Source organism: Bacillus sp. Pc3, assembly GCF_000815145.1.
GTDB lineage: Bacteria > Bacillota > Bacilli > Bacillales > Bacillaceae > Bacillus > Bacillus velezensis.
Genome location: NZ_CP010406.1, coordinates 1,942,908 through 1,955,000, shown reverse-complemented (window position 1 = coordinate 1,955,000; position 12,093 = coordinate 1,942,908). Strand labels below are relative to the sequence as shown.

The window sequence follows — 12,093 nt, the reverse complement described above, 5'->3', positions numbered from 1 at the left end:
CCGAATTTAACGGAATCTCCTTTTGGCGGCTGTCTGCTTTCTGAAAATGAAGAAGTCAGCATTATGTTAAATGAAGAAGATCATATCAGAATTCAATGCCTCTTCCCCGGCTTCCAGCTTCTCAATGCTATAAAAGCGGCGAACCAGGTTGATGACTGGATTGAGGAGAAAGTGGATTACGCCTTTGGAGAGAAGAGAGGGTACTTAACAAGCTGTCCTACAAATGTAGGGACGGGACTAAGGGCTTCAGTCATGATGCATTTGCCGGGCCTTGTATTAACTAGGCAAATGAATCGAATTATACCGGCAATTAACCAATTAGGTTTAGTTGTTAGAGGAATTTACGGTGAAGGCAGCGAAGCATTAGGAAATATCTTTCAAATTTCAAATCAAATCACACTCGGAAAATCAGAACAGGACATTGTAGATGATTTAAACAGTGTGGCTGCCCAGCTGATTGAGCAGGAACGTTCAGCCCGAGAAGCGCTTTACCAAACCTCGAAAATTGAATTGGAGGACCGGGTATTCAGGTCTTACGGTGTTTTATCCAACTGCCGTATGATTGAATCAAAGGAAACGGCGAAATGCCTTTCTGACGTTCGGCTGGGGATAGACCTGGGGATCATTAAAGGGCTATCAAGCAATATACTTAATGAACTGATGATTTTGACACAGCCGGGTTTTCTCCAGCAATATTCGGGCGGTGCATTACGGCCGAACGAAAGAGACGCGAGAAGAGCGGCTCTTATCAGGGAAAGGCTGCATTTAGAAATGAGTGCAAATAGACAGGAGGATGATTCGATATGATGTTTGGAAGGTTTACAGAGCGAGCTCAAAAGGTATTGGCACTGGCACAGGAAGAAGCACTGCGCTTAGGCCATAACAATATTGGAACTGAACATATCTTATTAGGTCTGGTTCGTGAAGGAGAAGGGATTGCGGCTAAAGCACTCCAAGCACTCGGACTCGGTTCGGATAAAATTCAGAAAGAAGTGGAGAGCTTAATCGGACGGGGACAGGAAATGTCTCAAACGATTCATTATACGCCAAGAGCAAAAAAAGTCATTGAGCTCAGCATGGATGAAGCCAGAAAGCTAGGACATTCTTATGTGGGAACAGAACACATACTTCTCGGACTGATTCGTGAAGGAGAAGGCGTAGCGGCGAGAGTTCTGAATAATCTCGGTGTCAGCTTGAATAAGGCGAGACAGCAAGTGCTGCAGCTTCTGGGAAGCAATGAGACGGGATCTTCTGCATCCGGTACGAACAGCAATGCAAACACGCCGACGCTGGACAGTCTGGCGCGTGATTTAACTGCGATTGCGAAGGAAGACAGTCTTGATCCGGTTATCGGCCGAAGCAAAGAAATTCAGCGTGTTATTGAGGTATTAAGCCGCAGAACGAAGAATAACCCCGTTCTTATCGGAGAACCGGGTGTCGGTAAAACCGCGATTGCTGAAGGCCTTGCACAGCAGATCATCAATAATGAAGTGCCGGAAATTTTACGTGATAAACGCGTAATGACATTAGACATGGGTACGGTTGTAGCCGGTACGAAATACCGCGGAGAATTTGAAGACCGCTTGAAAAAAGTAATGGATGAAATACGTCAGGCCGGCAATATTATTTTATTCATTGACGAACTGCATACACTGATCGGAGCGGGGGGAGCAGAAGGTGCGATTGACGCGTCGAATATCTTAAAACCTTCACTGGCCCGCGGAGAGCTTCAATGCATCGGCGCGACAACGCTTGATGAATACCGTAAATATATCGAAAAAGACGCGGCTCTCGAGCGCCGTTTCCAGCCGATTCAGGTGGATCAGCCGTCAGCCGATGAAAGCATTCAAATTTTAAAAGGACTCCGTGACCGCTATGAAGCGCATCACCGCGTATCCATTACCGATGAAGCGATTGAAGCGGCGGTAAAATTGTCCGACCGTTATATTTCTGACCGCTTCCTTCCGGATAAAGCGATCGATTTAATTGATGAAGCCGGTTCAAAAGTGCGTCTCCGTTCTTTCACAACGCCTCCGAACTTAAAAGAGCTTGAGCAGAAACTCGATGAAGTTCGCAAGGAAAAAGACGCTGCTGTTCAGAGCCAGGAGTTTGAAAAAGCGGCTTCCCTTCGTGATACGGAGCAGCGCCTGAGAGAACAGGTGGAAGACACGAAAAAAACGTGGAAAGAAAAACAAGGCCAGGAGAACTCCGAAGTTTCTGTAGAGGATATCGCAATGGTTGTATCCAGCTGGACCGGGGTGCCTGTATCTAAAATTGCCCAAACGGAAACAGATAAGCTTCTCAATATGGAAAGCATTCTGCACTCCCGCGTCATCGGCCAGGATGAAGCCGTTGTAGCCGTTGCAAAGGCTGTCAGACGTGCAAGAGCCGGTCTGAAGGACCCGAAACGCCCGATTGGTTCATTCATCTTCCTAGGCCCTACAGGCGTTGGGAAGACAGAGCTGGCAAGAGCGCTGGCGGAATCCATTTTCGGTGATGAGGAAGCGATGATCAGAGTGGATATGTCCGAATACATGGAGAAACACTCAACTTCACGTCTTGTCGGTTCTCCTCCGGGATATGTCGGCTATGATGAAGGCGGCCAGCTGACAGAAAAAGTGAGAAGAAAACCTTACTCTGTCGTACTGCTTGATGAAATTGAAAAAGCGCACCCTGATGTGTTTAACATACTCCTGCAAGTGCTTGAAGACGGACGATTGACTGATTCAAAAGGACGCACTGTGGATTTCCGCAACACGATCCTGATTATGACGTCAAACGTCGGAGCGAGCGAGCTGAAACGCAACAAATATGTGGGCTTCAATGTGCAGGATGAATCACAAAACCATAAAGACATGAAAGACAAAGTCATGGGAGAGCTGAAGCGTGCCTTCAGACCTGAGTTTATCAACCGGATTGACGAAATTATCGTCTTCCACTCCCTTGAGAAAAAACATCTTACAGACATCGTGTCGCTTATGTCTGATCAGTTAACAAAACGTCTGAAAGAACAAGATCTCTCTATCGAGCTGACGGATGCTGCAAAAGCAAAAGTGGCAGAAGAGGGCGTCGATTTGGAATACGGCGCACGTCCGTTAAGAAGAGCGATTCAAAAGCATGTGGAGGACCGGTTATCAGAAGAACTCCTCAGAGGCAATATTGATAAAGGCCAGCACATTGTTCTTGATGTTGTGGACGGCGAATTTGTCGTAAAAACAACTGCTAAAACGAACTAATATAGTGACAAACATGAGGCATACGTAAGCGAGTGTATGCCTCACTTTGTTATATAGAGAAATATTCGATAAGGAAGAGGTCTTACAACATATATGGCTAAATCAAAAACAAAATTCATCTGCCACTCATGCGGTTATGAATCCGCAAAATGGATGGGAAAGTGCCCGGGCTGCGGGGCTTGGAATACAATGGTGGAAGAAACCATAAAAAAAGCGCCGGCGAATCGGCGGGCGGCTTTCTCCCACTCCGTTCAAACCGTCCAGAAACCATCACCCATTACATCAATTGAAACATCAGAAGAACCCCGCGTTCAAACAAAGCTCGAAGAATTCAACAGAGTGCTTGGCGGCGGCGTTGTGAAAGGCTCGTTAGTATTAATCGGCGGCGATCCCGGGATCGGAAAATCAACGCTCCTTCTCCAAGTATCCGCACAATTAGCAGATACGGCCGGCAGTGTGCTTTACATTTCAGGGGAAGAATCCGTGAAGCAAACGAAGCTGCGCGCCGACAGACTTGGAATCAACAGCCAAATGTTACATGTTTTATCTGAAACCGATATGGAGTATATTTCGTCTGCTATACAAGAGATGAAACCCGCATTTGTTGTCGTAGACTCCATTCAGACCGTTTATCAAAGTGATATCACCTCGGCTCCCGGCAGTGTATCACAAGTAAGAGAATGTACGGCTGAATTGATGAAAATCGCGAAAACAAACGGCATACCTATTTTTATCGTCGGGCACGTCACAAAAGAAGGATCGATCGCAGGGCCGAGATTGCTTGAGCACATGGTCGATACCGTTCTATACTTTGAAGGAGAGCGGCACCATACATTCCGTATTTTGCGGGCCGTAAAAAACCGTTTCGGCTCCACAAATGAAATGGGCATCTTTGAAATGCGGGAAGAGGGGCTTACGGAAGTGCTGAACCCTTCTGAAATTTTCTTGGAAGAGCGTTCTGCCGGGGCATCGGGTTCGAGTATCGTTGCGTCAATGGAAGGAACGAGACCGATTCTGGTTGAAATTCAGGCGCTCATATCACCGACCAGTTTTGGAAACCCGCGCCGTATGGCTACAGGCATTGACCACAACAGGGTATCGTTAATTATGGCTGTGCTTGAGAAGCGGGTGGGTCTTTTGCTTCAAAATCAAGATGCGTATTTAAAGGTCGCCGGCGGGGTCAAACTGGATGAACCGGCGATTGATTTGGCAGTAGCCGTCAGCATTGCCTCAAGCTTCAGAGATACACCGCCGAATCCCGCAGATTGCTTTATCGGTGAAGTGGGTCTGACAGGAGAAGTCCGCAGGGTGTCAAGAATCGAACAGCGCGTAAAGGAAGCGGCGAAACTCGGCTTCAAGCGCATGATCATACCTGAGGCGAATGCAGACGGGTGGACAATACCAAAAGGGATTGAGGTTGTCGGAGTAGCAAATGTTGCAGAAGCGCTTCGTACTTCATTAGGAGGATCATAATAGATGGAAAAAGAGAAAAAAGGGGCGAAACAAGAGCTTGACCTGTCTGCAATTCTGCAGTTCGTTGCACCGGGCACCCCGCTCAGAGCCGGGATAGAGAATGTACTTCGGGCAAATACAGGCGGCCTGATTGTTGTCGGATACAATGATAAGGTAAAGCAAGTCGTGGATGGCGGTTTTCATATTAATACATCATTTGCGCCCGCTCACTTATACGAGCTGGCCAAAATGGACGGTGCCATTATTTTAAGTGATTCCGGCCAGAAAATTCTTTATGCGAATACGCAGCTTATGCCGGAGGCGACCATTTCTTCTTCAGAAACGGGAATGAGGCACCGTACGGCGGAACGGGTGGCGAAGCAGACCGGCTGTCTCGTCATCGCCATTTCTGAGCGCAGAAATGTCATTACGTTATATCAGGACAGCATGAAGTACACACTAAAGGACATAGGATTTATTTTAACAAAGGCAAATCAGGCCATTCAAACGCTCGAGAAGTATAAAACCATTTTAGACAAAACGATTACGGCTTTAAACGCATTAGAGTTTGAGGAGCTTGTGACATTCAGTGACGTGCTGTCCGTCATGCATCGATATGAAATGGTGCTCCGAATAAAAAATGAAATCAATATGTATATTAAAGAACTCGGAACGGAAGGCCACTTAATCCGTCTGCAGGTGATTGAACTGATTACGGACATGGAAGAAGAGGCGGCACTTTTCATCAAAGACTATGTCAAAGAAAAAATCAAAGATCCGTTCGTGCTGTTAAAAGAGCTTCAGGATATGTCCAGCTATGATCTGCTTGATGATTCCATTCTGTTTAAGCTGCTTGGATATCCGGCTTCTACCAATCTTGATGATTATGTGCTCCCGAGAGGATACAGGCTGCTGAACAAAATTCCGCGTCTGCCGATGCCGATTGTTGAAAATGTCGTTGAGGCGTTCGGATTTTTGCCAAGCATAACGGAAGCCACTGTAGAAGAGCTTGATGATGTCGAAGGTATCGGCGAAGTGCGCGCCAAAAAAATCAAAAAAGGCTTAAAACGCCTTCAGGAAAAACACTATATAGATAGACAGCTTTAAGAATCGCTTAAACCTGTCGGAATCCGGGTATATTATTGTTAGTTTTTGTTTATTCTGAATTTGTAGGCTCTGACAGTCTGCTGAAAAAATGCTACTTAAAAGGAGGTGGAGGTATGTTAAAACGAATAGTTCAGGCGTTCTTCATTATTGTGGGCGGCGTTGTCGGTATCTTTTTAATACCTGAATTGTTTGTGCTGTCATATATACAGGACATACCTTTAATAACAAACGCATATACGTCTGCTGCAATTGGTGCTATTATCTTTTTTCTCATCAGTATATGGACGACAGAATATGTGATTAATTGGGTAAAATGGATTGAAGATTCTTTGCTGAGAGCTCCGGTGCCGGATCTGTTATTCGGGAGTCTCGGATTGGTTTTTGGACTTATCATCGCATATCTCATTGTAAACGTGATTCCGCTGGACAATATTCCGTACCGTATATTCAGCACGATCATTCCGGTCTTTCTGGCTTTCTTTCTCGGTTACCTGGGCTTCCAAGTCGGATTTAAGAAAAAGGATGAACTGATCAGTCTTTTCTCCATTTCTGCAAGAATGCAGAAGAAAAAGGGAAGTGCTGATGAGGAGCAGGAGGAACAGGATAAAAGGCTGAAAATCTTGGATACAAGTGTTATTATTGATGGGAGAATTGCAGATATTTGTCAGACGGGCTTTTTAGAAGGCGTCATTGTCATTCCTCAATTTGTGCTGGAGGAATTACAGCATATCGCTGATTCTTCAGATGTTTTAAAACGTAACAGAGGACGCCGCGGACTGGATATCTTGAATCGCATTCAAAAGGAACTGGATATTACGGTTGAAATTTATGAAGGCGACTTCGAAGACATTCAGGAGGTTGACAGCAAGCTTGTCAAACTTGCGAAGCTGACATCCGGCGTCGTTGTGACGAATGATTTTAATTTAAATAAAGTATGTGAGCTTCAGAAGGTTGCAGTACTGAATATTAATGACCTTGCAAACGCGGTGAAGCCGGTTGTGCTTCCGGGCGAAGAGATGAATGTGCAGGTGATTAAGGACGGGAAAGAGCATAATCAAGGTGTGGCTTACTTGGATGACGGGACGATGATTGTTGTGGAAGAAGGCCGCAATTATATAGGGAAACATATTGATGTGCTCGTAACCAGCGTACTGCAGACAGCGGCGGGACGAATGATTTTTGCCAAGCCCAAGCTGCTTGAGAAAGCTCTTTAAGAGGGAGTTTATATGGAGTATGTTGTCGTTATTCCGGCTGCCGGACAAGGAAAACGGATGAAGGCCGGGAAAAATAAGCTGTTCATCAGCTTAAAAGGTGCGCCTGTTATTATACACACACTGCGGGTTTTTGAAAGCCACGCACCCTGTCAGAAAATAATCCTGGTGATAAACGAGAGTGAACGGGAAGATTTTCGCCAGCTGCTGGCCCAATTTCCGATTCAGACGGAAATTGAGCTTGTTACCGGAGGTGCGGAGCGTCAGCACAGTGTATACGAAGGACTGAAAATGATTGATAAGGAATCGGTCGTCCTTGTTCATGACGGAGCGCGCCCGTTTGTCACACATCAGCATATCGATAAGCTCGTGGAAACAGCAGAGGAGGCGGGAGCGGCTGTCCTGGCTGTTCCTGTGAAAGACACGATAAAACGGGCGGAAGGCTCCCGGGTTGCGGAGACCTTTGATCGTTCAAGCTTGTGGGCCGTTCAAACGCCGCAGGCTTTTCGTCTTTCTTTATTGAAGACGGCGCATATGGAAGCGGAAAACAAAGGCTTCTTAGGGACGGATGACGCCAGCCTCGTCGAGCGTCTTGATGGATATCAGGTGAGTATCGTTGAAGGCAGCTATACCAATATTAAGCTGACAACGCCGGATGACCTGATATTTGCGGAAGCAATCATGAAAGCGGAAAGTGGGAATCATAATGTTTAGAATCGGACAAGGATTTGATGTGCATCAATTAACGGAAGGCCGTCCTCTCATCATCGGCGGAATTGAAATTCCTTATGAAAAGGGGCTGCTCGGACATTCAGATGCTGATGTATTGCTGCATACAGTCGCAGACGCGTGTCTCGGAGCGGCAGGTGAAGGAGATATCGGCAAGCATTTCCCGGATACTGATCCGGAATTCAAGGATGCGGATTCTTTTAAGCTGCTTCAGCATGTCTGGAACATTGTAAAAGAAAAAGGGTACGTACTCGGAAATATAGACTGCACGATTATTGCGCAAAAGCCGAAAATGGCGCCGCATATTGATGCTATGAGAAAACGGATAGCGGAAGGCCTTGAGGCGGACGTCTCTCAAGTAAACGTAAAAGCGACGACGACAGAAAAGCTCGGGTTTACCGGAAGAGCCGAAGGAATTGCCGCTCAGGCGACCGTTCTGATCCAAAAAGCCTGATCATTGTTTTGATGCCCGGTCTATTTGGTGGTAGAATAGATACATATATTCGGCTAGAGGCTACAGACGAGATGAAAGGAAGTATTTGAACATGGGAAATGAAGTACGCGTTCGTTATGCACCGAGTCCGACCGGACATTTGCATATCGGTAACGCCAGAACGGCGCTTTTTAACTATTTATTTGCCCGCAGCCAAGGCGGAAAGTTTATTATCCGGATTGAGGATACGGACAAAAAGCGAAATATTGAAGGCGGAGAGCAAAGCCAGCTCAACTATTTGAAATGGCTCGGCATGGACTGGGATGAAAGTGTGGATATCGGCGGAGAATACGGCCCGTACCGCCAGTCTGAGCGTAACGACATTTACAAAAAGTACTATGAAGAGCTTCTTGAAAAAGGGCTTGCTTATAAATGTTTCTGTACGGAAGAAGAACTTGAGAAAGAACGTGAAGAGCAAATCGCCCGCGGGGAAATGCCGCGCTATTCCGGCAAACACAGAAACCTGACTCAGGAAGAGCAGGAGCAGTTTTTAGCCGAAGGCAGACAGCCGAGCATCCGTTTCCGCGTGCCGGAAGGGAAAATCATCGCATTTAACGATATCGTAAAAGGCGAGATTTCTTTTGAATCAGACGGCATCGGCGACTTTGTCATCGTCAAAAAAGACGGAACACCGACGTATAACTTTGCCGTCGCGATTGACGATTACTTAATGAAAATGACGCACGTGCTCCGCGGTGAGGATCACATTTCAAATACACCGAAACAGATCATGATTTTCCAGGCATTCGGCTGGGATGTTCCTGTCTTCGGACATATGACGCTTATCGTAAACGAAAGCCGCAAAAAATTAAGTAAACGTGATGAATCAATTATCCAGTTTATTGAGCAGTATGATGAGCTGGGTTACCTGCCTGAAGCGCTCTTTAACTTTATCGGACTTCTCGGCTGGTCTCCCGTCGGTGAAGAAGAGCTTTTCACAAGAGAACAATTCATTGAAATTTTTGATGTAAATCGTTTGTCTAAGTCACCGGCTCTGTTTGATATGCATAAACTGAAATGGGTCAACAACCAATACGTCAAAGCGCTGGATCTTGATCAAGTGGTTGAGCTGACCCTGCCGCACCTGCAAAAAGCAGGAAAAGTCGGCACTGAGCTTTCTGCCGAGGAGCAGGAATGGGTTCGTAAATTAATTTCTCTTTACCATGAGCAATTGAGCTACGGCGCTGAAATTGTCGAGCTGACTGATTTGTTCTTTAAAGATGAGATCGAGTATAATCAAGAGGCAAAAGCCGTTCTGGAAGAGGAACAGGTGCCTGAAGTGCTCAGCGTATTTGCTGCGAAGCTTGAAGAGCTTGAAGAATTTACGCCTGAGCTGATCAAAGCCTCAATCAAAGCTGTTCAGAAAGAAACAGGCCATAAAGGCAAAAAGCTGTTCATGCCGATTCGTGTAGCGGTTACCGGTCAGACACACGGTCCTGAGCTTCCGCAGGCCATTGAGCTGATCGGCAGAGAAACAGCCGTCAGACGCCTGAAAAGCATTTAAATATACGATTGTTGACAGGGAAGAGTATAAAACAATGACCATTACAGAAAGAATCTTCATCGGCTGAGAGAGATTCATGCGTCATGTTTTAGAAGTGCGCCCTTAAGACCTTTGAAGAACATTTCTGCGGAAATCAGTATTTAAAGGCGGCCGCCGCCGTTACCGGCTTTTAAGTTGGGAAAACAGTGACTTGTTTTTCAAACAGAGTGGAACCGCGCGGTAAAAGCGTCTCTGTCATGTTTACATGCAGAGACGCTTTTTTTATAGGCGGAAAAACAGACTGGAGCGGGGAGAGAATGGGGGGAAGCATGTGTTTTTTAAAATGCTAAAAGAAGACATAGATACAGTGTTCGATCAAGATCCGGCAGCAAGAAGCTATTTCGAAGTTGTTTTAACTTATTCTGGTTTACATGCTATATGGGCGCATCGGATTGCACATGCTTTATATAAACGGAGATTTTTCTTCCTGGCGCGCCTGATATCACAGATTGCCCGTTTCTTTACCGGAATTGAAATCCATCCCGGCGCGACCATCGGGAGAAGGTTTTTCATTGACCACGGTATGGGGGTCGTCATAGGGGAAACATGTGAAATCGGCAATAACGTGACGGTATTCCAAGGTGTCACTCTCGGGGGAACGGGAAAAGAAAAGGGGAAGCGGCATCCGACCATAAAGGATGATGCTTTAATTGCAACCGGAGCGAAGGTGCTCGGCTCTATTACGGTCGGGCAGGGTTCTAAAGTAGGGGCCGGTTCCGTTGTGCTTCGTGATGTTCCCGACTTTTCGACCGTTGTCGGCATACCGGGGAAAGTCGTCATTCAGAACGGAAGAAAAATCAAACGCGATCTCAATCACCAAGACTTGCCCGATCCGGTTGCTGACCGGTTAAGAGCATTGGAGCAGCAGATTTTTGAGCTGCAGGCTGAACTGGAAGATAAAAAAGAAAGGATCAACCAAAAATGACCATTACACTTTATAATACATTGACACGGAAAAAGGAAACATTCGTTCCTCTTGAGGAAGGAAAAGTAAAAATGTACGTGTGCGGACCGACTGTATACAACTATATTCATATCGGAAACGCCCGTCCGGCGATTGTGTATGATACCGTACGCAACTATTTGGAGTATAAAGGATACGATGTTCAATACGTATCGAATTTCACCGATGTTGACGACAAACTGATTAAGGCGGCCAACGAGCTCGGCGAGGACGTCCCGACCGTTTCTGAACGGTTCATTAAAGCGTATTTTGAAGACGTGGGCGCCCTCGGATGCCGGAAAGCGGATCTTCACCCCCGGGTCATGGAAAACATGGACGCCATTATTGAATTTGTCAGCGAGCTGATTAAAAAAGGCTACGCTTATGAATCAGAAGGCGACGTCTATTTCAAAACAAGGGCCTTCGAAGGGTACGGCAAGCTATCTCAGCAATCAATTGATGAACTCAGATCAGGCGCGCGTATCCGTGTCGGCGAGAAGAAAGAGGATGCGCTGGACTTTGCTCTTTGGAAAGCTGCTAAGGACGGAGAAATTTCATGGGATAGCCCTTGGGGAAAAGGCCGCCCGGGCTGGCATATTGAATGCTCCGCAATGGTGAAAAAGTATTTGGGTGACGAAATCGATATTCATGCCGGCGGTCAGGACCTGACATTCCCGCACCATGAAAACGAAATCGCCCAATCTGAAGCATTAACAGGCAAGACATTCGCAAAATACTGGCTTCACAACGGATATATCAATATCGATAATGAGAAAATGTCAAAATCGCTCGGCAACTTTGTTTTGGTGCACGATATCATTAAGCAACATGACCCGCAGCTTTTGAGATTTTTCATGCTGTCCGTTCATTACCGCCACCCGATCAACTATTCGGAAGAGCTGCTTGAGAAAACAAAAAACGCGTTTAACCGCCTGAAGACGGCCTACAGTAATTTAAACCATCGTTTGATTAGCAGCACGAATCTGACTGACAATGATGAGGAATGGCTCGCTAAAATCGAAGAGCACCGCACTGCGTTTGAAGAAGCAATGGATGATGATTTTAATACGGCGAATGCAATTTCCGTTTGGTTTGATCTGGCGAAGCTCGCCAATTACTACATGCAGGAAGACAATACGGCGGATCACGTCATTAAAGCCTTTATCAGCATGTTTGACAGAATCGGATCTGTTCTCGGACTTACGCTCGGCGAAGAAGAGCTTGTCGACGAAGAGATTGAAGAGTTGATTGAGAAGAGAAATGAAGCCCGCCGCAATCGCGATTTTGCTTTGTCAGACCAGATTCGCGATCAGCTGAAAAGCATGAATATCATTCTTGAAGATACGGCCCAGGGAACTCGCTGGAAGCGGGGAGAGTAA

The 12,093-nt window shown here is 46.2% G+C and carries 10 protein-coding genes and 1 other annotated feature (1 of these 11 cut by a window edge); all 10 genes read left to right on the top strand.

What is annotated here, in order from left to right:
• On the top strand, positions 1 to 807 hold the 3' portion of the coding sequence (locus SB24_RS09190) for a protein-arginine kinase McsB (RefSeq protein ID WP_015416670.1). The gene continues 285 nt to the left of window position 1, outside the view; 807 of the gene's 1,092 nt are visible here — the last part of the coding sequence; its start codon lies off the left edge, out of view; the stop codon is at positions 805 to 807.
• A complete protein-coding gene (clpC, locus tag SB24_RS09185) occupies positions 804 to 3,236 on the top strand; it encodes an ATP-dependent protease ATP-binding subunit ClpC (protein ID WP_039252985.1) in 2,433 nt (810 codons plus the stop codon). The genes SB24_RS09190 and clpC overlap by 4 nt, the downstream gene beginning before the upstream one ends.
• 93 nt (positions 3,237 to 3,329) lie before the next feature.
• Complete coding sequence (radA, locus tag SB24_RS09180) at positions 3,330 to 4,709, top strand: DNA repair protein RadA (RefSeq protein ID WP_014304212.1); 1,380 nt, start codon at positions 3,330 to 3,332, stop codon at positions 4,707 to 4,709.
• A 3-nt stretch (positions 4,710 to 4,712) separates the two neighbouring features.
• Positions 4,713 to 5,795, top strand: coding sequence for a DNA integrity scanning diadenylate cyclase DisA (gene disA / locus SB24_RS09175; RefSeq protein WP_007410390.1), 1,083 nt, complete (start codon positions 4,713 to 4,715; stop codon positions 5,793 to 5,795).
• Between the two features lie 113 nt (positions 5,796 to 5,908).
• On the top strand, positions 5,909 to 7,009 hold the full coding sequence (locus SB24_RS09170; protein ID WP_039252980.1) for a PIN/TRAM domain-containing protein: 1,101 nt from the start codon (positions 5,909 to 5,911) through the stop codon (positions 7,007 to 7,009).
• A 12-nt stretch (positions 7,010 to 7,021) separates the two neighbouring features.
• The gene (gene ispD / locus SB24_RS09165) at positions 7,022 to 7,720 is read left to right on the top strand and encodes a 2-C-methyl-D-erythritol 4-phosphate cytidylyltransferase (RefSeq protein ID WP_011996188.1); all 699 of its coding nucleotides are present in this window, start codon (positions 7,022 to 7,024) and stop codon (positions 7,718 to 7,720) included.
• Positions 7,713 to 8,189, top strand: a complete 477-nt coding sequence (ispF, locus tag SB24_RS09160) for a 2-C-methyl-D-erythritol 2,4-cyclodiphosphate synthase (RefSeq protein WP_003156407.1) — start codon at positions 7,713 to 7,715, stop codon at positions 8,187 to 8,189. Before ispD ends, ispF begins: the two co-directional genes overlap by 8 nt.
• A 91-nt stretch (positions 8,190 to 8,280) precedes the next feature.
• Positions 8,281 to 9,732, top strand: a complete 1,452-nt coding sequence (gene gltX / locus SB24_RS09155) for a glutamate--tRNA ligase (RefSeq protein WP_007410392.1) — start codon at positions 8,281 to 8,283, stop codon at positions 9,730 to 9,732.
• A 2-nt stretch (positions 9,733 to 9,734) separates the two neighbouring features.
• Positions 9,735 to 9,968, top strand: a binding site (T-box leader).
• Between the two features lie 74 nt (positions 9,969 to 10,042).
• Positions 10,043 to 10,696: a serine O-acetyltransferase gene (gene cysE / locus SB24_RS09150; RefSeq protein WP_007410393.1), complete on the top strand. Its 654-nt coding sequence runs from the start codon at positions 10,043 to 10,045 to the stop codon at positions 10,694 to 10,696.
• On the top strand, positions 10,693 to 12,093 hold the full coding sequence (gene cysS / locus SB24_RS09145; protein ID WP_039252977.1) for a cysteine--tRNA ligase: 1,401 nt from the start codon (positions 10,693 to 10,695) through the stop codon (positions 12,091 to 12,093). Before cysE ends, cysS begins: the two co-directional genes overlap by 4 nt.